Genomic DNA, 24206 nt, shown 5'->3' with positions numbered 1-24206 from the left:
CCGATTCTACAATATCACTGACACAAATACGATGATTCCGATAACAAGCGTGGTCGTCAGCGTAATTGGTATAATCTTCTTCAGTACCTGCCCTTCGCTTCCGAGAATGCCTGCTGTCGTCGTCCCGAGTATGATCTTGCTCGGACTGATTGCACTCCCAATCGCCCCTCCGGCAGTCTGCGCTCCTAAGAAAGCCGCCTTATCCAGATGCAGCAGATTTGCCGTCGTCACCTGGAAGTCGCCGAACAGGATGTTGGAGGACATATTGCTCCCTGTCATAAATGATCCAATCATACCTACTACCGGCGCCAGTATGACATAAGCTTTGCCGAGTATTCTGGCGATACCGTCTGCCAGAACCATGGTCTGTCCGGTTCCGCCCATTATCTTCGACATGATGACGAGGCCGATAACAGCTATGCCGGAAGGCATCGTCATGGCGACTGATCTGGCAAATACTCTCTTCGTGCCGCCCTCCTTGATCCAGCCATGCCGTTTAAAATACAGGATGCCTGCAATAGAGGCGAGGAACAGGAACATGCTGGCATGGGTGAACGGCGCCAGAGGCGAGAAGCATGCTTCTGCCTTGTTCACGAATCCATATCCCGTCGAAGTCTCCGGAAAGGAGAAGCCAAGGGACAGCTGTCCCAGAAACTTGTTCACCGGTGTCACGACGAGTACGATCATCGTAAGGGCCGTCAGCAGGATATATGGTACGAATGCCTGCAGCAGAGACATATCTGCCGGAGCTTCGTCGGCTGTCTCATCCGCAGATGAATGACGGTTCATGATCGGGCTGTCAGAAAGGCTCCATTCTTCTCTGTACATCTTCATTCTTCCTATCAGGAACAGAACGACCAGCGCGATACAGGAAGGCACGAAACAAGATATTGTCGTATTCACCTGTGTCAGAAGCAATTCTCCTCCGCCCTGGATAACGGCCAGTATAAGCACTGCCAGAAGCCCTTTCTTCACCGCCCTGACCTTGCCGTAGAACCAGCATATCACAAGGCCGGTTACGACATTCCACAGCAGGATGAAGAGGCCTGCCCAGAATGCCGCTGCCAGATAATCGGAACTTCCCGGCTCCAGGCCGGTAGACATCACGAGCGCATCCCAGGCAGCGGCCAGCGTTCCAAACGTATTGCCCCATGCCTGCCCAAGCAGCGGGATGATAACCGCGTACACAGGGGTCACCCCGATGCCTATCAGCAGCGGCGCACCCACCGCTACCGGCACACCGAATCCGGTGATGCCCTGGAGGAAGCTCTCCAATATCCAGCCAAGCGCCAGTACGACAAGAAGCTCATTCGGCAGCAGCTTTCTCATCCCATTCCTGATGACAAGAAATGCCTTCGCCTCATCAGCAACCTGGTAAAGCAGTATCGCCGTCCATACGATCAGAAGAATAATCAGCGCGCTCCATATGCCCTTGGCACTTTCACTTGCCAGAAGCCTGATATCCGCTTTGTAAAACAAGATTCCCGTGACAATCGTAATCACGAGCCCCACCGGGGCAGCTTCTGTAGCTCCCCACTGGAACTTGATCATCAGCAGTAATAAAACTAGGATTGGCAGACATGCCATTATCCACATAAACAGATTTGTTGGTACGTTCATATTCTATCTCCTAATTACTTGTGTATTACAGTACCCGTCTTTCCCGCAATCCCTTCGGCCGCCTTGTCAAGCAGAGTGATGAGAGTGTGGCGTCCTTCTGCGGACTCCGCAAAACGAATGGCGGCTTCAATCTTCGGGAGCATGGAGCCCTTTGCGAACTGGTCCTGTGCTATGTATTCTCTTGCTTCGTCCACTGTCAGGTCACTGAGCCATCTCTGGTTCTCTTTGCCAAAGTTGATTGCCACCTTTTCGACCGCGGTGAGAATGATCAGATAGTCTGCGTCAAGTTCTGCCGCGAGAAGGCTGCTCACATTATCTTTGTCAATCACGGCACTGACGCCTGAGAGCTTCCCACCGTCATTCACGACCGGTATTCCGCCGCCACCGCATGTAATGACGATGTGTCCCGCATCTACGAGCGTCTTGATCGTCTGAAGTTCCCGGATCCTTTTCGGCATCGGGGAGGCCACCACGATACGGTAGCCTCTTCCTGCATCTTCCATGCATGGAATCCCGTTTTCCTCATTTTTCTTTGCCTCTTCTTTTGTCAGGAACCGGCCGATTGGCTTTGTAGGGTTCCTGAACGCCTCGTCTTCCTTATCCACTTCTACCTGAGACAGGATAGTAGACACTTTCACATCCATTTCACGGCTGTAAAGCTCATATTTGATTGCATTCTGCAAGTCTATACCGATATATCCCTGACTCATGGCCACGCAGGTCGGCAGCGGCGTCTCCTTGTAGTCTTCCGACGTGCACGCCAGCTGATCCATCGCATTCTGTATCATTCCTACCTGAGGGCCATTGCCATGGGTAATGATGATTTCCATATCCTGCTGCACCAGATCCACGATAACCTTCGCGGTCTTTGCAACCGCCTCTTTCTGCTCCTCATAATTCTTACCGAGCGCATTTCCTCCTAATGCAATAACAACTCTTTTCTTTTTCATATGGCTGTCCTCCCAGCTTGAAAGCTGTGTTTACTATTCTTCTGAAACGAATCCAAGCTTCCTGGCATACGCCGTGACTGCCTTTTCAAAGCATTCGACCGGCGGGTGTACCGTTCCTGCCCCGATCTGTCCATATCCGGCAATTTTATGTGCGATACCTGTATTGATAACCGGCGTGATACCTTTTTCCACTACGAGCCGTGCGTCTATTCCAAGACATGTACCCTGGAAATTCCAGTTCGGGATGATGAAATTCGGATTCCGGTCTATTGTAATCTCGGTCATCTCGGTACTTGTACGCAGGGCATCTTCATATCCGCCCGCACCTACGAACCGTGTTACCGCAGGAGCAGCAATCATAGCCATGCCGCCCACGCCAAGCGTCTCCGTGATAGCGCTGTCTCCCATGTCCGGGCACGCGTCTTCGCCGTCATAACCTGTAAAGTAAAGGCCCTGAGGTGTATTGACCGGTGCCGTGAACCATTCGTCTCCCATCCCGCTGATGCGGATACCAAACTCGACACCGTTCCTGCACATAGCCGTAACGACCGTTCCTTCTGTTATGAGCCTCGCCCCGTCCATGACGGCCTTCCCTGTAGCCATCATGATGTTGAGGAAGAACTGGTCTGTATCTGCCAGGAACTTGATGACATCATAGCGGTCCTTTTCATCCATATCCATCTTCGTTATGATAGGACTTACCTCTTTTAAGAAAGCCAGCGATGCTGCGATATTCCGCTGATGGAACTCATCTCCCATCGCAATCGCTTTTGCAACGAGCGGATTGACACTGAGCCCGCCGTCGATAGAACGGATTGCCTTGCCAAGTGTCGGGCCGAGCACTTCTTTCATCCACAGCAGACGGTCTACGACTTCCTGGGAATAAGCGCCGAACCGGAGCACCTTGCCGATACCTTCGTTCATCGTACAGTACGCCTCGTTGCCGTCCGTCATATTCTTCACCACAAAGACAGGCATGTTCGCGGAAGTGATTCCACCCATCGGCCCCACTGCCCTGACGTGGTGGCACGGAATGAACGTAACTTCTCCGGACTCCAGAATCTTTCTCGCCTCTTCTTCTGTTGCTGCCCATCCCTCGAACAAGGCGGCTCCCACGCAGGAGCCCTGAACCGGGTCCGGCATATCCTTATACTGGATAGGAGGGCCTGCGTGAAGGATGACCTTCCCTTCATTCAGCTCTTCCACAACAGACTTTGCAGGAACGACATCTTTTATTACCGGCTGGCTCGCCACAATCTTGGCAATCACGGAGCGGTTCGCCTCATCCATATCAAAACCTTCATATCCGCGCAGGAAGGAAAGCGCCTTGATGAGCTTCACATCCCCGCCTGCCGGTGGCATCCAGTCATACTGTACGACATCACAGCCAAAGGATTCCACGACTTGCGCGAAGCTCTTCAGGCCTATATTGATAATCTTCGGCTTTTCAGAAAGAAGCTGTATCAGCTTCTCTGACGCTTCTGCCTTCTCAATCTCCGCCACTTTCTTTGGACGAATCTCTTTTGCCGGCTCTTCAAAGTCCATGCCGATAGCCCGGATGGCCGTGTGGACTGCCAGCTTGTTGTTCTCACATACGATGACGCCCGCGTCTTTTAACTTGCCGACCGCTTCGTCATAATCCTGGAAATCTCTTCTCGTGCCGCATACTGTGGCAACAAAGAATAATTTCCTTCCTTCCGCTTCTGCCTTGTCTCTCAGTTCTATGATAGACGGGAGAAGTGCTCCTGCCATGTCTTCGTGGGAGCCGTATCCGAGCATGATATCCAGAAGGATGACTCCGGTAGACGCATCATCGATTGCTTCCTGCATGCACTCGATGCGCTTGGCCGGATCGATCATCGGATGTGGCTTGCCCTGGGTATATACGTCATCTCCGAGGTCCACCACGATGTGTCCGCCGGTCTTGAGCATAAATCCTTCCGCCTTCTGTGGCGGCACTTTCATGTCAAGTGCGTCTTTGATGAGCATTGCAGCCTCACCTGCAAGTGTCCCTCCGGAATAATATGCCTTAATCGTCTTCTTATCATCTGGCTGGAAGAAATCAGCAGAATCAACATTTACTTCCGCCTCTTTCACCTCTTCGCCCCTTACGAGTCCGACTGCCAGGCGGGCCGCTTCATCAAGCGTGTACGCGTGGTAGAAGTTCTCCTCGTGGAATTCCGGCTTTTCGCCGAGGAACAGCGTGATTACCGGTTTCTTAAAGTTGCTTAAACGGTCGGAAATCCTATCCCTTACGTCCTTGGCCGGCGGCTTGGATATGATGATGAGCACTTTGACGCTCGTGTCGCTCTCCATCGCCTCGATCATATCCATCATCGTAGTACCGCCCACTTCCGATGACAAGTCGCGTCCGCCGGTTCCAATGGCGTTCTTGACGCCCTCGCCGAGACGGTCGATAATCGTTGTCAGCTCCTGGATGCCTGTTCCCGAAGCTCCGATAATGCCGATAGAGCCTGGCGTTACATTGTTCGTAAATGCGACCGGCACGCCCTGGATGATTCCAGTACCACAGTCCGGACCCATAACTGCCAGCCCTTTGTCATGTGCTTTATTCTTCAGCTTGATCTCGTCTTCCAGCGTCACATTATCGCTGAACATGAACACATTCATACCCTCGTCCAGCGCACGGTCCGCTTCCAGTGCCGCATACGCTCCCGGGATAGAGATGACTGCAAGGTTTGCTTCCGGCAGCTTCTCAAGCGCCTTATCCCAGGACTTTACCGACTCGGCTCCTTTTTTGTCGCCTTCCTTGGTAGACTGCTTTTTGAAAAATGCTTCCGTCTCCTGCATAATCGTATCCAGAAGGCTCTCATCATCCACATCCGCAACGACAACCATGTCATTTGCCGACGCGCTCTCCAGTTCTTCCGTACTCAGTCCGCTCTGTCTGTATATATCTTTATTGGCGGGTGTCGCCATCATGATCGATACCTTCTTCACACCTTTGATTGTTGAAATCTGGTTCGTCAAAAGCATGAGAACAACGGAATCATGATAGCTTCCCTTCTTCACAATTGTCTTTAACATACGTTCTCCTTCCCCTATTCGGCAAATCTGTTTTTGTGGTCGTATCTGTCGTAATGTACATCCTCACTTACGAGATAGTTATAGATCTCATCTACAATCTCCACGCCGCCTGTTTCATATGCCTTATCACGTCGCATGACCGCACGTTCTCCCGGATAGTATACCTTTCCGTACCCTTCGGCCGCGGGCATCTCTCCCAGCTCATCGAGCACCTGGGACATAGACTTCTTAAACGCATCCAGACCGACGAACCTTGACGGATCCATGACGATGAACATCTGTCCCAGATCTCTTCCCTTGGAAAGGTCATGGTACATGGAACTTACATGTTTACCGAACGGAACGCCGAGCAATACTCCTGCAAATACGTCTACCATCATCATAAGCCCGTATCCTTTTGCGCCGGCAATCGGAAGCAGCGCGTTGACAAGTCTTGAATCTGTCACAGGCTGCCCTTTTTCATCCACCGCCCAGGAATCCGGTATCGCCTCATGTCTGGAACGCTTATCCAAAATCTTGCCCCACGCCTGGACCGTCGTCGCCATATCGAATACGACCGTCCTGTCGTCAGCCGTAGGCGCCGCGAACGAGATAGGGTTCGTGCCATAGTAAGGCTCCGTTCCTCCAAACGGCACTGCCATCGGGTCAGACTGGCAGAACGCGATTGCCACAAGATCTTGCTTTGCAGCCATCTCCGTATAATATCCGATGGAACCGCTGTGTGATATGTTGCGGATACCTGTCACGGCGATGCCTGACTTTTTAGCCATCTCTATCGTCTTTTCCATCGCAAGGGTGGAAGCCACATAGCCACAGCCGTTATCCCCTTCATATATCGCAGAGCACGGTCCCGTCTCTTTCCATTCAAACGCGGGGTCTGTCGTAATACCGCCTTTGGCGATTCGCTCGCTGTAATACTCCACCCGGACAGCGCCATGGGAATGGTATCCCCTTTCATCCGACCACGTGAGTATCTCCGCCGTCATATCGGCATGTTCTTCACTTAAGCCCGCTTTTATCAGCTTATTTTTCATCAGGTTTTTTAATTCATCCCGAGATAGTTTCATATTTTCTGCTCCTCTTTGCTATTTTTCTTTCCCCGGTTTATAATACCACGTCTCTGTTACAGTCTTTGGAGTAGATGTAAGCGAAGTCTTCCTCGCGGCCTACTGCGTAACAAGCCTGTGGGCAGTACGCATCCAGGAACATATAGTCGCCTGCTTTGACCGGGACCCATTCGTCATCTACACGATACATGCCCTTGCCCTGCAGGAAATACATTCCGTGCTCCTGTACATGCGTCTCGATATAGCCATGTGACGCGCCAAGCTTAAATTTGAGGATGTGCATGTTCATATCAAATCCAAAGTCGCCTGCAGCCGGAAGGAAATCTTTGATATGGCAGTTCTCCATCCCCTCATATTCAATCCATGGCAGATCGTTCGCATTGCCTACAACCGTGTATGCACTGTAGCCTTCCACTCTTTCGTATCTGCGTTTGTATACAAAAAGCTTAGCCTCTTCTTTGCCCTTGTTCTCAAAAGATACTACGTTGCTTTCCGGTGAGAAGATATATCCGCCTTCTGTGAGCACTTCTTCTTTATCCGCATTTTTAACCGTAACTTCGCCTGATATCACATACAGGAATGTCTCCAGCCCTTCTCCGCCGATTCCGCTGTTCTTGCCGCCTTCCCTTGCCGTTACGAGATAATCGGCAAAAGACGCTCCCATCGCCGGCGAGCCAAGGATTGTCACGTCACAGTTCTCGTAGCCCGGAATGCTGTTCTTCACAAGTCCGTCTGGCTCGAGAAGCACATAATTCTCTTTCTTGATTACGGAACGTGTCATCAAAAGCTCCTCGCGGTACCCTACCTGATCGTTTAAATAACTCATTTTTAATTCCTCTCTTTCTTTACTTATAATTTACTCTAGTGGTCAACCAGTTTTTATACCATAATTATGACAACTGCCATACGATTTTTCAATGATTATTATTGAGAAAACCGAACAGAATTTTTATCAACTTTATACCCCATTGTCATTTTTTTCACATGTCTGCCCATATCGGTTTTATGTTATAATATCTTTATTGCAGCGACTGCCGGCATGCCTTTTTTACCAGGATATCATTTTGTAGATATTTATCCGCAGCAGACAAAAATATATGCACCTCGCTGCACGTTATTTATGTTATCTATATGCTTTATCCATATGGCCCGCTAAAATGGGGATTGAAAGGAGACTTACAATATGCTAGAGAAGAAAGTTATAGAAATAAGCAATACATTATACCAGAAACATGCCACCATATATGCAGACAGCGGTGCCGCACCCAGAGCCTGTATCCTGTATTTCCACGGAGGCGGCCTTCTGTACGGGGAAAGGGATGACCTTCCCAGGCTCCATATCGACACGCTGACAGGCGCAGGATATATCATCATCTCATATGACTATCCCCTTGCGCCGGCGGCAAAGCTGAATACGATACTGGATGACGTCTCTTCTTCCATCTCACACTATGTGGAATACTCTGATATGTACTGTGGCTGTGAGCTTCCTTTCTTCCTCTGGGGGCGTTCCGCTGGCGCATATCTCTGTCTTCTGGCCGCCGCTCAGGGTGACCTCCCCACCGCCCCGAAGGGTATCCTTTCCTACTACGGATACGGCTTTCTCTGCGACGGCTGGTTCGAGACCCCGAGCAGCTTCTATTGCTCTCTCCCTCCGGTGGAAGCCTCCTGTCTGGACAGCGCCGGTACAGAGCTTCGGTCTTCTGGAAGTCTGGACACACATTACAGCATCTATGTCTATGCAAGGCAGACCGGGCGGTGGCGGTCGCTGCTGTACGAAGGGCGCGAGAAATACTTCTATCTGGACTATACCCTGCGTACATGCACCTCTCTGCCATGTCCGCTGTTCTGTGCACACAGCACGAACGATCCGGATGTACCGTACGAAGAATTCCTGGCGCTAACAGGCCGCTATGCCGCAAAACAGTTTATCGCAGCAGGCAGCACCCACGATTTCGACCGGGTCGAGGAGGACCCGTTTACGGGAAGCCTTCTCGAAGAGACGCTGAAGTTCCTCGACGAAGCCAGAAGGATGTAAAGCGGAAGCAGGCGCGAGGGTGTTATCTCACATAACATCCTCGCGCCTGCTTCCGGCTCTTCTTGCAGCTACGGATACCCGGCGAACGGAGCGCTTTGACACGACCATATACATCCGTTCCCTTCTCCGTACGCTGCCATTAAATTCTTAACTTATTCCCCGAATATTGTCCCTTTGCGGAATGGTGCCGAGCTCTTCATCGTCTTCATCAGGAAGTAGTAGACAAGCCCTGTCGGTATGAGGCTTATGTACCATGACAGTTCCACGATGAGCAGGGAGCAGAGGGAGCCCACGACTATCGCGATGATGGCCGCCCAGTTGACGCCTTTGTATATGCCCTGCTTGTCATACATGTTGTTGATATCCAGCTTCTTCTTGCGGAGGATATAGTAGTCTACCGCCATGACCGCGAAGATTGGTCCGAGGAACGCGGAGTAGAACTGGGTAAACAGGCTAAGCCCTGCCGCCGACTGATCGGTAACCAGCTTCCATGGCATGCAGCACGCAGAGAGGATACCGACGACGACTGTGGCGTGCGACCATTTCATGTGGAAGGATTCCATCAATACGTAAGACGGCGGCACGATATTGTTCAGTACGTTCGTCGTCACCTGGGCAAATGCGATGAACAGTAGCGTCACGATCGTAAGGAACTTGCTGCCCATCGTCGTAGAGAACACGACGACCGGATCGCTGTTTCCTGTCGCTGCCGTAACAAGCAGCCCTATGAGCCCCATGAACAGCGTTACCGGCAGGATAGCCACCGTGTATATGCTTGCGGTGCGGACAGACTTTACATTTTCCTTCAGGTTACGTGAATAGTCTGATGCGTTGATAATCATGGTCGAATAGATGCCAAGGAAGGATGTGGTCGCTGCCCAGAACGGCATGCCCCACGTTCCCTTTATTCCTGAGAACACGTCATCGATCTCTGTGGCAAACTGCGTCTTCACCACGTACAGCATGTAAGCCAGGATTGCAATGATAAAGACACAGGATATGTTCTCAAGCCATTTGATACCCTCAAAACCTTTGATTGCGAGCGCTACCTGCAGGAGCGTAAACAATGCATAGACGACCGGCAGATTGTCAAATCCGAACAAGATCTTGAAACAGCTGTTGATGGCACCGGCTCCTACCCAGCTCTGGAATCCGAACCAGATAATCGCAGGCACGCCTCTGAGCAGTCCAGGTATCTTGACGCCAGCTGTTCCAAAGCTGCTTCTGAGCTGTACCGTATAAGGTATCCCATACTTATGTCCGCAGTTGCCGATTACAACGAGTGCAATGGCGATGACGAGGCATCCTATGATCATGGCGAGAATCGCCTGCCCTACTGTCAGTACCCCAATCAGTCCCGCACCCATGGAGAACGTACCGATAGATACGCACCCTCCCATAAAGCTTGCCGCATAGGATAATGATCCCATGATACGTTTCTTGGTCGGCTGAAGATCCGGATCCACATTCTTGACGAGTTCCGGGTTCAGATTCATATTTTCAACGATATTACTCATCTTCTCTCTCCTTTCGATATGCACAGGCTTAGCTTAATCGTCTGATTAATTCGCCCACGCCTTTTTCTGCTGTAATCTTTCCATCTTCGGCAACGACATTCCCGCGGATGACCGTACATACCGGCTGTCCCTTGCCCTTCATGCCGACAAATGCAGATATTTTATTAACATACAGGAGAGAATCACTTGTTATCTCCCATTCCTTCTGCGGGTCGACGATTACCAGGTCCGCGTCAAATCCCGGCTTGATATCTCCCTTTCTGCCGTAGATTCCGAACGCCCTGGCCGGAAGCTTTGCCATAGAATTAGCAAGCACGGCAGGGCTTACGCCCCTCTTAACGCACCCTTCGTTGAACGCCACCTGGAAACCGCTCTGGATTCCGCTGATGCCTCCCCATACGTCGAATACATTCTCTATCTTACTGCCAAGAATTTCTTTGAACTTCTCATCATAGGAGCACGGGGAATGGTCGCTTGCAATTCCGCTGAACGTACCGTCTTCTACATATGTCCACAATCTGTCTACTTCGTCCTGGGAACGGAGCGGAGGCGCACACTTGAACATCGGACCGTTTTCTATGACGTCCCTGTCCGTGAGGCTTAAGTAATGGGAACACGTTTCGGCTGTTATATCATAGCCTTCCTGCTGTGCTTCCTTAATCTTCTGTGCCACATCGGGGCTGCTCACATGGCAGATATGTACCTTGCATCCCGTTGCCTTGGCAATCTCAATCATGTCTACGGTCGCCACCATCTCGGCGATGACCGGTCTGGAATCCAGAAAGCCCTGCCAGTCTAGATGGCCTTCCTTTTTCATCCTGGCCTCCTGCCATTTGATTATGGAAAAGTCTTCGCAGTGGAAGCCTGCCCGACCGCCAAATTCTTTGATGCGCTGCATCGCTTCATATGCCTGCCCGTAATTTAAGGAACTGTAATCCGGGGATACGGGACCGATAAATGATTTGAATGCTACACATCCTTTGTCGTGCATCCCTTTTAAATCCTCAAAATTATCCGGTACGAGGCCTCCCCAGAAGCAATAGTCTGAGTAGGCATTGCTGTCCACTTTTTCCACCTTCCGGTCAAACAGGTCTGCATTCGTCATGGCCGGTTCGTTCTGCAGCGGCATATCTATAATTGTCGTATAGCCGCCGACCGCGGCCGCGGCCGTACCATGCTCATAATCTTCCCGCCACTCATATCCAGGGTCATTCAGATGTGCATGCGTATCGATGGCTCCGGGGAACACATAGTTCCCCTTCGCGTCTATGACTTTTGAAGCCTCAGGCTCGATGCCTGCGGCCAGCACGGCTGCTATTTTACCGTCTTTTACAGCTATGTTCCCTTCTGAGACAGCATCTGCCGTTACAATTTTTCCATTTTTCACTAGAACATCATACATATGTATTGCCTCCTATCACTTCTCAAGAGAAGTTCCTTTCCTGAAACGTCCGCATGACGGCATCTTCTTCATACAGAAATAGTATACCAGCCCTGTCGGTATCGTGGCTGTAAAGAAGGAAATGTCTACATTGATCAGCCCGATGACCGCGCCTACGGCCGTCGCTATAATGGCTGCCCAGTTGATGCCGGCATGGTTTCCTTTGTCATCATACAAGTCATCCAGTTTCTCTCCCTCAATCTTACCCCTGTGCATAATATAGTAATCTGTTACCAGAACTGCAAATATCGGTCCGAAGAACGCTGTATAGATCTTAACAAACAGGTCTAATCCTGCAGCCGAGCTGTCATTTGTCAGAATCCATGGACAAGTGCAGACGGCCAGGACACCGACAAGGATAACTGCTGTCTTGTGCTTCATCTTAAATGCATCCATAAATGCATAAGCCGGCGGTACGACATTGCTGGCAAGGTTTGTCGTCATCTGCGCAAATAAGATGAACCCAAGTGTTGCTACTAAGAGGACTTTGTTATTGACCATCTGTGAGAATGCATTGATCGGGTTCGCGATACCTGTGGCGGTAGACGCCATCGCACCTATGAGGCCAAGCAGTACCGTCGTAGGAACCATGGCGATAAAGTAAGCGACGCCGCGCTTTCCTACGGAGAAACCACCTTTGAGCTCCCGGGAGTAGTCACCTGCATTGAGCATAACCGTCGTGCTGTTTCCAAAGAATGCTATGATGGCTGCAATAAAAGGCATCCCCCAGGAACCTTCCCTGCTTATGAGCTTATCGCCGATAACGCCCCAATACTGGGTAACACATACATAGAGCATGTAGAGCATCGCGCATACGATGACGACACCGCCTACATTCTCCACCCATTTGATTCCATGGAAGCCCTTTACCGACAGGATAATCTGGAGCACCTGGAATAAGATGAAGAACAGTACGACATTGTCATATCCGAAGATTGCGATAGATATCTGGTTGATTGCAGATCCCCCGAGCCATGTCTGGAATCCATACCACACGATTGCCGGCAGTCCACGGATCATTACGGGTACGATATTGCCTTTCGTACCGTAAGCGCTCTTCAGCTGTATCGCATATGGCGCTCCTGACTTATAGCTGAAACGGTCATTTACGCAGATGCCGACGACGAGAATGGTAGAACCTATCAGCACGGCCAGAAACACCTGCATAAGGTTAAGCCCCTTGTCAAGCTGTGCCGAACCCATCGTCAGCGTACCGATGGAGATACATCCGCCAAGCCAGAGCATCAGATAGGACCCCCATCCCATGATTCGGTCTTTTTCCTGAATCGGCGCCAATGAGCCGGATTCTTTCTTCGCTTCTTTATTTACATCACTCATAATCTCTCTCCTTCTTTCCTTCTTTTGTTATCTGGCGTCTGCCGGAGTCACATACATCCCATATCCCACCGCATCTTCTTTGTAGCTGCCATCGACAGCTACGACTTTACCGCGGATGATCGTATATACAGGAGCACCTTTTCCTTCCAGCCCGTCAAAGCAGGATACGTGTCCTTTCGTCAGCAGCTCTTCCTGTCTGCATTTCCATGCTTTATCCGGATCCACGATAACGATGTCACCGTCGAATCCAAGCTCGAACGCACCTTTCTTTCCATACAGCCCGAACACTTTAGCCGGGTTGTAATCCATCACTTTTGCAATCAGGGTCGGGCTTAAGCCTTTCTTGTTGACAACCATGTCAAACATCATCGGCAGGAAGAACTGGATTGCATTCAAGCCGCCCCATGCATGCCATATATCCTTTGTCGCATTGTCCTTTTCTTCATCTGCCGCCGGAGAATGATCGCTGCCCACACAGGATAACGTCCCGTCAAGCACATAGTCCCACAGCTTTTCCATGTCTTCTTTCGTGCGCATCGGAGGGGTGCATTTTGCCGGAGCACCTTTTTCAAATACAAAGTCTTCTGTAAACCCAAGATAGTGCGGACAGGTCTCCGCCGTAATCGGAAGCCCTTCATGGATAGCATCTTTTACTACTTGTGCAACCATCGGATGGCTCACATGGCAGATATGTACACGGCCGCCGGTCGCGCGGGCCATATCGATTACGTTCTTCGTGGCTACATATTCCGTCCATACATCATGGGAATCGAGGAAATCCCTGATCTTCTCTTCACCGCTTCTGCCTTCTCTTGCCTTTGCCTCTTTCTCACGCTCCAGTACCTGGCCGAACTCTTCACAGTGGAATCCGCAAAGTGCATCGTATGGCTTCAATATCTCCAGCGCCTTTCTCACATTTCCCATATTGACAGTAGGGAACAGGTCCCCATTAGGACATGTGAAGCCTTTGAATGCCGCCACGCCGCAGTTATGCAAGTCCACCAGGTCATTCATATTGTTCTTCACAGAACCCGGCTGATTGTCGTAATCTCCTACGATACCGCCCCAAAGCGCAAAATCAATCACCGAGTGCTTGCTGATACGTCCCATCTTCAGGTCAAAAATCTCTTTGTTCATCAGAGAAGGGTCATTGTTCAGCGGCATGTCGATCAGGCACGTGCAGCCTGCCACGGCTGCCGCTCTGGAACCAGTCTCGAAATCCTCCCTGTACTCAAAACCTGGTTCATTAAGGTGCGCATGGCAGTCGATGATACCCGGGAACACATAGTTCCCCTTCGCATCTATAACTTCTTTTGCCTCTGCCACTGTTCCTTTTGCAAGAAAAGCGGAATACACGCCGTCCTTCACTGCAATATCGGCCTCGTAAATCCTGTCCGGGGTTACAAGCTTTCCGTTTTTCACTACTAAATCATACATCGCTTTCCTCCTTGTCAAAGGTACCAATTGTCTTTTTTTTATCATACTCTGGTTAACCATTTATTACATAACATGTATTTTATTAGATACAATTGAGAAAAACAATGACATGAAACCGGGAAAAAATAGCGTTTTTTTGTCTGATATGTATAAAAATAATTATCATTTAATTTATTTTTTGTAATTTATTCTATTTTTTGATAGAATCAATTATTAGATTGGAGTCTGGCTTTTAGCGCTCCGTCCACCACATCCGGCGAAGGAGCTGTTAAGCTATGATTTCTATGATAACGGATACATCTTCATATGCAGACGATTTCCTGTGTCATTGTTTTTCCGGCACTGTTCATTCTGTATATAATAAAACGATAAATATTCAGGCATCAGGGCAGCTTCTTGCCCTGCAGTCCGCCTCTTCCCCGCTGTCTCCAGTCAGCCTTATTACGGACCTGACAGCAGGAATGCTCAAATCCCTCCATATCGAACCGGGACAGGCAGTACGCTTTTCCAGAGAATCTATAGAAATCCTATCTTCCGGAAAATCGGTCCTCTTCCGCTACATTCCCGGCCATATCTATCCTTCCGGGCTGTCTGCGCTCTCTGCCGGTTCTTCTCCTGACGTATTGAAAAGCCGTGTACAGATGGCTCTCGGCAAATCCGCAGCCGATGGCTTCTGCCTGCTGTTCTCATCCCGTCCCGGGATGGCGGGCGGTGAAAGCCTGGTCCTTTCCGCCGCCAGGGAACATATGTCGCGCTGCCGCCTCCTGCTTTGGAAGCAGGGATATATGGAAGCGGCCCGTACTCTTTCACAGCTCATCGGTCTTGGCATCGGCCTTACGCCAAGCGGCGATGACTTTCTGTGCGGCGTGCTCGCATCAATCACACTCTGCCGGCTATCTGATCATCCTTTTGCGCGCTGCCTGATTGCCGAACTGGAGAGCCATCTGTCCGATACGAATGACATCAGCGCTACTTTCCTGCGATGTGCGCTTCAGAACCAGTTCAGCCTGGCCATCTGCCGTCTGCCGGATCTCCCCCCGGCCGATGAGATTCTCCAAAGCTTTGAGGCTGTGGGACACTCCTCCGGAACAGATACATTGTGCGGTATCCTGTATGCCCTGGATCTGGCCGGCTTCTTAAAATAAGGATGGCCTGGCAGCCGTCACGGCTGCCAGGCCATCCTTATTCGCAAGACACACTATTCTCAATTCATCAGATGCCCCCGCATTCGGCTCCATATATGACTCTGTACGTATTCATACGCCCTGTCGTATATCCATATGCCTATCTGTCCCCCGGCTATGATACCGGCGAGAATCATGCCTGTTATCCTGCGCCCGAACAACAGCTCCTGCAGCAGAAATACCGCAGGAATATACAGTATGTTGAATACGATGTACTTTATTATCCAGAATGCCGCCCTGCGGTTCTGAAGCCGTGAAGCCCCGAGCTTTCGATGGGCCGTCTCGACAGCCATGATATAGAATCCCATCGCCGCAAATGTAATTACATAAAATTTATTCGGAGCCAGTATAAACCCAAGCAGGACTGCAGCCAGCCAAAATGCAGCCCCCATGAAAGGGCCGAATTCCCGGATTACGATTCCGGTAAAATAGGATGCCGCCGCCAGCAGGAATAAGGTGCTCGTCTCTATTACGCTTCCTAGAACCATACATACGACCGACAGTGCGAGCATCAGGCCGCACACAGCCATAGATTTTGCCTTTACATGCATGTGCAAAGATCTCCTCCCATACATTCACAGAGCTGGTCTGCGATACACAAGTCACAACACATATTGCCGGTACCGCATGTCTGCCCGCCGGCGCCATACCCCCCGTACGGATTATTCTGGTACCTCTGGCTGTTCCATTCAAGCTGGCTCAGCAGCTGGCGGTACTGCACATTGTTTGGTTCCATATTGACTGCCTGAGCCGCATGGTCTCTGGCCAGGACATTGTTCCCCATGCCTGCGTTGGCATATGCACTTGCATAATACCACTGTGATGTCCGCTCCGGCATACGGTTCAGAAGGTTTAGCGCCTCCTGGAAGCGTCTGCTGTTGATAAAGTTATACACCGCCTGCATCTCGACATTCTGCTGGGAGCTGTCGAAGCCGCCCTGCTGGCCGCCCCCGGCGCTGCCATACCCGCCGTTTCCGCCGTAGCCGTAACGGTAGCCGCCGCCCTGCTCCCTTTCTTTCATAATCGTATCGTAGGCTTCCTGAACTTCCTTGAACCTCTCTTCTGCCAGATCGGCCAGCGGATTGTTCACATTGGCATCCGGATGGTATTTTCTCGTCAGTTCCCGGTATGCACTCTTTATCTCATCGTCTGACGCATTTTGGGATACCCCTAATACTTCATATGGATTCTTCGTCATATCGCTTTATTCCTTCGCTTCCTTCTTTTGTTGCTGAACCTTTTTATAACGGTTCCAAACTCCATCATATAATATATTGCGCAAAATGTCTATATCTAATAGGCACGGCAGCTGCTCAAATCCGGCACAGCACTCCGCAATCATCATCTGGAGGATCTGAAGGCATCTGTCTTCATAATCCGCATGCTCTGCTGCTTCTTTCAGCGGATTATAGCATCCTTCCCGCCTGTCTTTGTCCAGGTCTTCGTACGCGTCCATGATGTAGATGAATTTGCCGAGAAAGAACCCTACGGTCCTGAGCCGGTCTTCCCAGTGGTCCTTCCGGTACACAAGCAGCTCCGACATGAGCCTGCCAAAGCACCCTGCCGGTATATCGATATCCGTGACGCCTTCTCTTTCACAGGCCGACAGTTCCTTAAGGGAACGGCAGATTGCCCTGCTCTGCCTCGGATACTTCTTTATAATCCGCTTGACCTTGCGGTGGAGCGCATAGGTTCCGGCAAATCCGCTGATCTTCTTCTCATCTATCCAGTCATCCTTCATGTGGTAATAGGCAAGTACCATATTCATGTCCGCCGCGTACGCCGTATACTCATTCACCAGCATAGCCTGCTTCTTTACCGGATGCACCTTGCACGGACACGTCATGTGCTCTGTATCCGCCTCGTAAAGCGAGGTCAGCAGCACGACCGCAAATGTCATATCATATGTGAGGGTCATCTGTCCGAGGAAGCCGTACCGCTCTTTGAGCGTATGGCAGAGTCCGCAGTAATAGGACTTATACTTCCTGAAATCCCTGACCTTCAGCTCAGGCTCATAAATCGTAACATATCCAAACATCGTATTCTTCTTCCTTTAAGCTTATAATAGGCTGACAGCAGAGCCGTCAGCCTATTATATCACAGAACCTGTTCTTTTTTACAGCTGTTTCTTGTCAAACAGTGCAATTCCTGCCAGCACCGCTGCCACCGCCAGTACCGCTGCTACTGTTGCCGCCGGCAGAAAATCCTCCGCTTTGAGCGTTCCATCAATGAGGGACATGTTTTCCGACGCCAACCTGACCGGACTGTATCTGCTTACGCCGTGCAGCATCGACATCAGCATTCCGGCAAGCAGCACCGCCCCCGCAAGCAGCAGGCCTCCTGCATAGCTTTTGGACATCGTGCTGCCCAGCAGTACCATGCTAAGGAGCAGAAGGCCGAACAGCCAGGCGAAGAATACGGCAGTACCAAGTTCCGGCACGGCCGTCTCATCCCAGAACAGGGCGCTGTAGAAATACGTAACCGCAAAGGAAAGATAATACCCTATGCTCCACAGCACGGCTACCCCGGTAAACTTGGACAGCCAGACCGCTTTTCTCTTCAGCCCTTTCGTCAATACCGGCAAGAGCGTCCCCCTGCCCAGTTCTTGAGATACCACGCCGCTCGACATGATAACCATTACGACAAGGCCAATCTGAGGCACGTTTTTAAAGAACTGTATCCATGCATCCGCAATGACAGGTTCCGGTATGTCCATATGCATCCCCGCAGGCATAAAATTCTCTACCAGTTCCGGGAGATACTTTGCGGATATTGGATTCATGAACCCGAGCAGAAGGAATACCAGCAGTATGATAAGCAGCTTATAAGAGCGGAAGTATTCCATAAATTCCTTTTTCGTAAATGCGATATATCCTTTCATCTCACTGCCTCCATAAATAGATTTTCCAGCGACGGTTCCTGTATTTCCAGCTTTTCCACCGCTATCTGACCGTCGGCCAGCATGTTCATCAGCCGGTGCTGGACCGTATAGATGTCCTTGGCGTGGATGACAAGGGTCGTTTTGTTCTGCCGGCTTACCTGCAGGCCATCCAGCTTCTTCAGCAGCCGCTGCACGTCTTCCTGACGGCACAGCTCCACGATCATCGTGTCTACGATGTGCCGCATCTTAAGCTCCTCCAGCGTTCCGTCCTGTATGATGGTGCCGTCGTGCAGAAACGCGACCGAATCGCAGATACGCTCTACATCAGACAGAATATGGGTGGAAAAGATAACGGTAGTCTTCTCTTTTACCTGTTCCAGTATATCAAGTATTTCCTTTCGCCCGACAGGATCAAGTGCCGAAGTCGGCTCGTCGCATATAAGAAGCTTCGGCCCGTTCAGCAGTGCCTGGGCAATGCCAAGCCTTTGCTTCATCCCCCGGGAGAATCCTCCTATCCTCTTCTTCCTGTTCTCTTTCAGCCCGGATAGTTCCAGCAGTTCACCGCTCTTTTCCCTAATCTGCGCGTGTTCCATCCCACATATCCTGCCGCACAGCCTCAGATACTCTTCCGGCGTCATGAATCCATAGAATTCGGGGACATCAGGGAGATAGCCCACGAAGCGGTTCGTCTTCGTCTCCCCGTACTTCACCTTCTCGCCGCACACATACACCTCTCCCGCATCTTGTGCAAGTAATCCGAGTATGATTCTCATGGTAGTCGTCTTTCCGGCACCGTTCTGCCCGATCAGCCCATATACGCAGTGTCGTGGGACAAGGAGTTCTACCCCTTTGAGCACTTCATTCTGTCCAAAGCGCTTTGTAAGCCCCCGGACTTCTAATGTATCCATCTATGAATCCTCCCGTCCGAACACGAAATATGCAATCGGGCCGATAATCTGTACGAAGAGCACAACGATGACCCACAGCACCCTGTTGCCGGTTTTGTAATGCGGGTGCCTCAGCACATGCACGAGCGCCATAACCGCAAGGGCAAGTTCAATGATGATGACCGGCAGCAAGACCGGCAGATATTCTCTTAATGCATCCATTTTTATATCCTCCTATAGATGTTCAAGTTTTTCTACACATGTCCGAAACCGGAACTCTTCCTGCATATCCTGAAATACCGGATTTTGGGTAAGTGCAGCCGCAAATGATTCTTTTACGAGCTTGGAGCCTCTTGGCGTCCCCTTATCCGCATCCACCTTGCCAAGCCAGTCGCTGATTTCGGTAAAATACGAGTCGCCGTCCGCCAGTCCCCAGGGAACCGGCAGTGCAACGATAATATTCGTAAACTTCTCTGTCATTATAATCGCATTCTCTTTGTCTCTGCGCATGGCATAGAGCTCGGCAGCCGCCATATAAAACTGGATGGCCGTGTAAAAATGCAGCTTTTCTATGTTATACAGCCGAATCAGCTCTGATAGGCGTCTTATCGTCTCATCACAGAATTCAGCATTCTCCGTGTTCAGCATCATCATATTGACCGAGTCCTGTATCGCAAAGAGCAGATGCTGATACGCACAGATCTGGAAGATCTCCCTGGACTTCTTTACGTCACCCATCTGCCGGTATATCGTTCCGGCCATCTCTGCATCCTGTGCAAGCGGCCTTACGTCTTCTCCCAGGATGTCAAGCGCTTCCTGCGGCTTATTACGCATAATCAATATCATCACCTCCAGAGAGACCGTATCTTTGATCAGTGCGGCGTCTGCGCTGTCCTGTTCTATCCTTCTGCAAAGTTCAGACGCCCGTTCCATCACTTTGTCAGGTTCTCCCATCAGTACCGCATGATTCAGATAGAGGAGCGCCATCTTGTAAAGAAAGGGAAAGCAGGAGTAGTATTTCTTGATCAAATCTTCGCTTCTCATATAGGTCTCCTCCGGCTCTGACGGAAATGCTTCCGCCAGCTCCCTGTACAGCTCTGTTATCTTCTTCTTCGTAAGCTGAGGCTCATACCCTATCAGCTTGTCGACAGAGATATTGAAAAGAGTCGCCAGTTCCGGCAGCAGGCAGATGTCCGGATAAGTGCTGCCGGTTTCCCCAACTTAAAGAGATAAATGGTTTATTTGCGTTTTTACTCCACTTTGCCGATAAAACGGTAGTAGATTTCAATCTCCTGGGTGCGGGTGTTGCTTTCGTCTTTTACGGCTTCATGGACGACAATCTTCTCGATCAAGGCATTCAGCAGTTCGGCAGTCAGTTCTGAGGGATTCACATACTGCTTGATCAGGTTCACCCATTTTTCGGCGTCCACGGCGCTCTGCTGTTGGGCGACAAGGTCGGCGTTCAGCTTTTCGATCTTTTCCGCCAGCTCCTGCTGCTCGGTCTGATACCGCTGGGACAGCATATTGAAGTTGTACTCGGTGATGCGCCCAGCGGCCCAATCTTCGTACATCTTGGCAAACAGGCGGTCCAGCTCGGCCTTGCGCTTCTCTGCCTTGTTCAGCTCCGCTGCCTGTTTTTTCTGGCTTGCCGTGCGCTCCCTGTCACCGGCTTTCAGCAGCTTTTGCAGCAGGCGTCCCTCGTCCATCTGTGCCTGGTAAGACCAATATTGAATCCGTGCCAGGACGTAGGTATAAAGGATATCATAGCGGATATAGTGCATGGTGCAGTGTCCGGTACCCTGGCCATAGTTGCTGCAATGGTAGTGACCATAGGGCTTTTTGTTCTGATTGTTCATGCCAAACGCCAGCGACCAGCCGCAGTCTGCGCACTTCACCAGCCCGGAGAAGATCTGTGTCGTGCCGTCTTTCTGCTTGCGGCGGCGCGTCTCGATCAGCTCCTGCACCCGGTCAAAGACATCCTTGCTGACAAGGGCTTCATGGGTATTTTCCACACGAATCCATTCCTCTTTCGGCTTGCGGACCTTTTTCTTGTTCTTGTAAGAGATGTTGGTCTGCTTATTGTGGATGCTGTTGCCGATATAGGTTTCATCTTTCAGGATACTTTTGACCTGTGCAATCGTCCAGGCGTAGGACTTTTCCTCCGGCGCGCCGGCGTAAATGTTGGCAAAGGTTCCGTACCGCTTGTAGTTCAGCCAACCGGCGGTGGGCACTTTTTCCGCAATCAAAATGCGGGTGATCTTGGCCGCGCCAGCGCCATGAACGGCCAAATCGAAGATTTTCTCTACGATCCAGCGGGTTTCTTCGTCCGGTGTCAGCGTGTTCTTGATCTCCGGGTGGCGCTTGTATCCCAGTGGCGCATAGGCAAAGATACGTTCTCCCTTTTCAAATTTCGCGTGGAGCGCGCTCTTTACCTTGCGGCTGGTGTCCTTGGCAAACCACTCGTTGAACAGATTCTTGAACGGCACAAACTCAGACAAGCCCTTTTCGGTGTCCTCGTTCTCAGCAATGGCGATATAGCGGATCTGTTTCTCCGGGAACACGAACTCCAGATAATAATCCATCATCACGTGTTCACGCCCAAAACGGCTGAGGTCTTTGGTAACAATGCAGTTGACTTTCCCAGCTTCCACATCATTCATCATCCGCTGAAAGCTGGGGCGGTCAAAATTGGTGCCGCTCCATCCATCGTCCACGTATTCACCATAGACGCGCAGACCGTTCTCGGCGGCAAACTTTTGCAGGATGGTGCGCTGGGTCTCAATGCTGACGCTGTCGCCGAAATTTTCATCATCGCGGCTCAGGCGCATATACAAAGCGGTGCTGTAGATTTTGGTTTTCGTATTGTTTGGTTGTTTCACTGTAATATCCTCCTTTGCGTTGAAACAACCCACGCTTACAATACTTCTACATCTATTATACTGTAAGCGCGGGCGCGATTCAACGATCAATCATTGCTCTTTGTACGCTTAAACGGCATTCAAAAAGGTCGGGGCGCTGCTGTCCCGGCCCGCATGGTGGCGGACGGCGTCCTCCACCAGCTCGTCCATCTGCTTGCCTCCATCCGCAAAATGCTCGGAGATTTTGATGCAGAGATTCCCGCAGTAGAAATACTTCGTGCCGTCCGGGCCAACGACATAAAACGATGTGTTTTCCAAGGTCGGTTCTGGCCCCTCATACCGCCTGCTCCATTCTTCCAGGAGTTCTGCCGGCGGCTCGAAAACCGGGTCAAAGCAGGATTCGATGTCGATATATCCATCGTCCATTTCGTTGATAAAATCGTTTTGGTTTTTCATATAGTGACCTCCATTGATCAAAGTTCCATATCCTGCCCGCGGCGGCGCGCGGGCTGCTCATGCTGTCTTGCTTGCGAGGTGTGGGTCAAAACGGCCACAAGAAAAGCCCGCACCCTCTCCGGTGCGAGCTTCACGGCGTCCAGATAGGGCTGGACGCTCTTTTTTAGTTCCTGATATTTTTCGCTCAGCGATTCATACCGCTTTTTCCAAATCGCGGCGCTTTTTTGGGCGGAAGCCAGCCGCTCCTGCAACCTGCCGTTGTCCGCCTTGGCGATGATACTATTGACAGCGTAGGATTTTAATGTGTCGCACTCCTGCGGCGTCAGTGAAATGTTTCCCGTGATGGGATTTTTCTTGCCCATTGACTGAATTTCCTCTACAGTCAGGGCGATTGTGCGCTGTTCTTTGGTCTGGCTTTGGAGGGATTTCAGCTCCTTTGCTTTTTTCTGCGCGACGGCCTCGGTGGCGTTCAGCGTCTGCTCTGCCTGGGCCACCTGGGCGGTCACAGCCTCCAGCCGCTGCTGCTCCGCCTGTACCTTGAACTGGGTCACGGTCAGATGCTCTTCGGTGCTGCCTCGCTCGCCGCGCTCCACATCGGTATACCCGGCGGCGCGCATAAAATGGAAAAAATCATCTTGCAGCACACTGTAGGACTTTTTCAAGACGGGTTTTCCATTTTTCTGCAAGACCGGGTTTCCATCGGCGTCGAGGGCGGGCTTGGACATCCATTTCTTGCTCCGGCTGACCTGCATGACGGTCTCCTTCACCGTGCCGACCAAAGACTTGTCCTTGCAGCGTTTGCTCCAAAGGATCTGCTTTTCCACCACCGGCACATAGACCACATGGAGGTGGTAGTGATACACTTCCTGGCCCAGTGCCTCGGACATAGCCCGGTTGATCTCGTCGGCGTGCATCACGGCGGAGAGGATATACTGCTCCCCGCCCACGATCTCCACGGCGGCTTTGTAGGCGTCGGCGTAAAACTGCCTGGCAAATTCATAGCCGCCGTGGTTGTGGAAGTAGGCGGAGTTCACATCGAAGATCAGCTCTCCAAAGTGGATGGCGTCGGGTTTCAGACCACGTGTGGAGATGATTTTGTCCTGCTCCATCTGTCGGAACATCTCCGTGTAGCTGGCGGTGGGGGCTTTGAAGTGGATATTCAGCGGGGTGCGTTCCGGGACAATATCGGGGTTGCGGTAGCTGTCTTTTTCCCGTTCGTTGTGCTTTTGGGTGTTGCCGATGTCCTTGTCCGGGACATCCACATTTCTGGCGCTGGTGCGGTCGATTCCATCGTTTCTGGCCATAAAAATCAACTCCTTTCGTTGGGGCGTGGACGGCTGCGGGACGGGGGATGCACTTCCTGCGGGAAGTGTAATAACCCACTATAACACTTTCATCCCGAAGGGCTGCAAAGTGCCGTGGGCTCTCCGAGGGGGATTGCGGGCATTGCGATGCCCGCCGCTGGATATAGAAAATCTGCCCCA

The 24206-nt window shown here is 51.1% G+C and carries 21 protein-coding genes; 2 read left to right on the top strand and 19 right to left on the bottom strand.

Annotated elements, in window-relative coordinates; translation table 11 throughout:
* Positions 1-6 precede the first annotated feature (6 nt).
* Genes HJV72_RS00465 through allE form a run of 5 tightly spaced genes read right to left on the bottom strand, consistent with a single transcriptional unit; the run spans position 7 to position 7511 of the window.
* Positions 7-1620: an L-lactate permease gene (locus HJV72_RS00465; protein WP_208067808.1), complete on the bottom strand. Its 1614-nt coding sequence runs from the start codon at positions 1618-1620 to the stop codon at positions 7-9.
* A 14-nt stretch (positions 1621-1634) separates the two neighbouring features.
* Positions 1635-2570, bottom strand: a complete 936-nt coding sequence (gene arcC, locus HJV72_RS00460) for a carbamate kinase (RefSeq protein WP_208067807.1) — start codon at positions 2568-2570, stop codon at positions 1635-1637.
* Between the two features lie 33 nt (positions 2571-2603).
* Entirely contained in the window at positions 2604-5618 is a 3015-nt protein-coding gene (gene fdrA, locus HJV72_RS00455; protein WP_208067806.1) for a DUF1116 domain-containing protein, read from the bottom strand.
* A 14-nt stretch (positions 5619-5632) separates the two neighbouring features.
* Positions 5633-6685: an ureidoglycolate dehydrogenase gene (gene allD / locus HJV72_RS00450; protein ID WP_208067805.1), complete on the bottom strand. Its 1053-nt coding sequence runs from the start codon at positions 6683-6685 to the stop codon at positions 5633-5635.
* A gap of 37 nt (positions 6686-6722) precedes the next feature.
* On the bottom strand, positions 6723-7511 hold the full coding sequence (allE, locus tag HJV72_RS00445) for a (S)-ureidoglycine aminohydrolase (RefSeq protein WP_208067804.1): 789 nt from the start codon (positions 7509-7511) through the stop codon (positions 6723-6725).
* Between the two features lie 357 nt (positions 7512-7868).
* Between allE and HJV72_RS00440 the strand changes: the two genes are divergently transcribed.
* Positions 7869-8723, top strand: coding sequence for an alpha/beta hydrolase (locus HJV72_RS00440; RefSeq protein ID WP_208067802.1), 855 nt, complete (start codon positions 7869-7871; stop codon positions 8721-8723).
* A gap of 152 nt (positions 8724-8875) precedes the next feature.
* Here the strand turns inward: HJV72_RS00440 and HJV72_RS00435 are convergent, their stop codons facing one another.
* The 4 genes from HJV72_RS00435 to allB (HJV72_RS00420) are packed head-to-tail and all read right to left on the bottom strand — an operon-like array spanning position 8876 to position 14456.
* A complete protein-coding gene (locus HJV72_RS00435) occupies positions 8876-10240 on the bottom strand; it encodes an NCS1 family transporter (RefSeq protein WP_208067800.1) in 1365 nt (454 codons plus the stop codon).
* A 28-nt stretch (positions 10241-10268) separates the two neighbouring features.
* Complete coding sequence (gene allB / locus HJV72_RS00430; protein WP_208067798.1) at positions 10269-11642, bottom strand: allantoinase AllB; 1374 nt, start codon at positions 11640-11642, stop codon at positions 10269-10271.
* Positions 11643-11657: 15 nt separating this feature from the next.
* Positions 11658-13019 carry an NCS1 family transporter gene (locus HJV72_RS00425; protein ID WP_208067797.1) on the bottom strand — a complete coding sequence of 454 codons (1362 nt, stop codon included), beginning with the start codon at positions 13017-13019 and terminating at the stop codon, positions 11658-11660.
* A 27-nt stretch (positions 13020-13046) separates the two neighbouring features.
* Positions 13047-14456, bottom strand: coding sequence for an allantoinase AllB (gene allB / locus HJV72_RS00420; RefSeq protein WP_208067795.1), 1410 nt, complete (start codon positions 14454-14456; stop codon positions 13047-13049).
* A 275-nt stretch (positions 14457-14731) separates the two neighbouring features.
* Here allB (HJV72_RS00420) and HJV72_RS00415 point away from each other — a divergent pair, with 275 nt between their 5' ends.
* Complete coding sequence (locus tag HJV72_RS00415; protein ID WP_208067793.1) at positions 14732-15601, top strand: DUF2877 domain-containing protein; 870 nt, start codon at positions 14732-14734, stop codon at positions 15599-15601.
* A 59-nt stretch (positions 15602-15660) separates the two neighbouring features.
* Here HJV72_RS00415 and HJV72_RS00410 read toward each other — a convergent pair whose 3' ends face one another.
* The 10 genes from HJV72_RS00410 to HJV72_RS00365 all read right to left on the bottom strand — a co-directional run bounded on the left by HJV72_RS00410 (position 15661) and on the right by HJV72_RS00365 (position 24026).
* Positions 15661-16191 carry a hypothetical protein gene (locus HJV72_RS00410; protein ID WP_208067791.1) on the bottom strand — a complete coding sequence of 177 codons (531 nt, stop codon included), beginning with the start codon at positions 16189-16191 and terminating at the stop codon, positions 15661-15663.
* The gene (locus HJV72_RS00405) at positions 16182-16838 is read right to left on the bottom strand and encodes a DnaJ domain-containing protein (RefSeq protein WP_208067788.1); all 657 of its coding nucleotides are present in this window, start codon (positions 16836-16838) and stop codon (positions 16182-16184) included. The genes HJV72_RS00410 and HJV72_RS00405 overlap by 10 nt, the downstream gene beginning before the upstream one ends.
* A 6-nt stretch (positions 16839-16844) precedes the next feature.
* Complete coding sequence (locus HJV72_RS00400) at positions 16845-17678, bottom strand: DUF5685 family protein (RefSeq protein WP_208067787.1); 834 nt, start codon at positions 17676-17678, stop codon at positions 16845-16847.
* A 78-nt stretch (positions 17679-17756) separates the two neighbouring features.
* Positions 17757-18521 (bottom strand): ABC transporter permease subunit, encoded by a 765-nt coding sequence (locus HJV72_RS00395; protein ID WP_208067786.1) that lies wholly within the window; start codon positions 18519-18521, stop codon positions 17757-17759.
* Positions 18518-19429 (bottom strand): ABC transporter ATP-binding protein, encoded by a 912-nt coding sequence (locus HJV72_RS00390; RefSeq protein WP_208067785.1) that lies wholly within the window; start codon positions 19427-19429, stop codon positions 18518-18520. Before HJV72_RS00390 ends, HJV72_RS00395 begins: the two co-directional genes overlap by 4 nt.
* Entirely contained in the window at positions 19430-19630 is a 201-nt protein-coding gene (locus HJV72_RS00385) for a PLDc N-terminal domain-containing protein (protein ID WP_208067784.1), read from the bottom strand.
* 12 nt (positions 19631-19642) lie between these two features.
* Complete coding sequence (locus HJV72_RS00380; RefSeq protein ID WP_208067781.1) at positions 19643-20452, bottom strand: XRE family transcriptional regulator; 810 nt, start codon at positions 20450-20452, stop codon at positions 19643-19645.
* Positions 20453-20658: 206 nt separating this feature from the next.
* Complete coding sequence (locus tag HJV72_RS00375; RefSeq protein WP_081338326.1) at positions 20659-22236, bottom strand: recombinase family protein; 1578 nt, start codon at positions 22234-22236, stop codon at positions 20659-20661.
* 159 nt (positions 22237-22395) lie between these two features.
* Complete coding sequence (locus tag HJV72_RS19675; protein WP_024738453.1) at positions 22396-22722, bottom strand: hypothetical protein; 327 nt, start codon at positions 22720-22722, stop codon at positions 22396-22398.
* Between the two features lie 17 nt (positions 22723-22739).
* Positions 22740-24026, bottom strand: coding sequence for a plasmid recombination protein (locus HJV72_RS00365; protein WP_024738454.1), 1287 nt, complete (start codon positions 24024-24026; stop codon positions 22740-22742).
* Between the last annotated feature and the right edge of the window lie 180 nt (positions 24027-24206).

The sequence above is a fragment of the Extibacter sp. GGCC_0201 genome (assembly GCF_017566055.1).
GTDB lineage: Bacteria > Bacillota > Clostridia > Lachnospirales > Lachnospiraceae > Extibacter.
This window is presented reverse-complemented; position numbering and strand designations above follow the sequence as displayed.